Annotated in this window: 1 protein-coding gene; it reads right to left on the bottom strand. The window is 51.7% G+C overall.

From position 1 onward, the window contains the following. Positions 1-23 precede the first annotated feature (23 nt). Entirely contained in the window at positions 24-353 is a 330-nt protein-coding gene (locus tag C5B91_RS21370) for a hypothetical protein (protein ID WP_233547876.1), read from the bottom strand. Positions 354-555: the final 202 nt, after the last annotated feature.

Here is a 555-nt window from a genome sequence, read left to right on the forward strand (position 1 = left end):
AGCGCGTCGACATCGATTTGCTTCTATGCCTCGACGGGAACGCCCTCTTCTTCCTCGTTCTGAGCGATGCGGGCGCGGTAGATCTCGAGCAGCCGAACGACGATGGTTCTGTTGTCCTCGCTCATCTTCGCGAGTGACGCTTTGAGATCGAAGTTGATCTCACGAACAGGGCCACCATCGACACGGGACGTGTAGACGACGTAGAACGCTTCGTCAATCTCGTACTTCTGGACCTTCACAGCGACGTCGTCGTCGTAGCCGACGATCTGCGAGACGACTTCGGCAGGGTCCGGATGCACGAAGTCAAGAGAGAACTGCTTGTCACCGGGATGGTGGTAGTAGACGTGGCCCATCTGGTATACTGTACTCTTTCATCAGTGCTTATAGAGACTACGAGGATTCTACATCGTCTTGGATGAAAATGACAATTCAGTATCTATTTTGGCATGCTATCACATCTCTTGTCGGCCAGTAACTATATATTATTCCACCAGTCTGGTTGACATGTACGCACCGCAAGACAATCGGTGTGGAACGATACCGAACACATGCTCT

Source organism: Haloferax sp. Atlit-10N, assembly GCF_003586325.1.
In the GTDB taxonomy this organism is placed as follows: Archaea; Halobacteriota; Halobacteria; order Halobacteriales; family Haloferacaceae; genus Haloferax; species Haloferax prahovense.

Excerpts from the sequence above, each read along its gene's own strand:
- C5B91_RS21370 (WP_233547876.1), bottom strand. The coding sequence starts at position 353 with ATGGGCCACGTCTACTACCACCATCCCGGTGACAAGCAGTTCTCTCTT.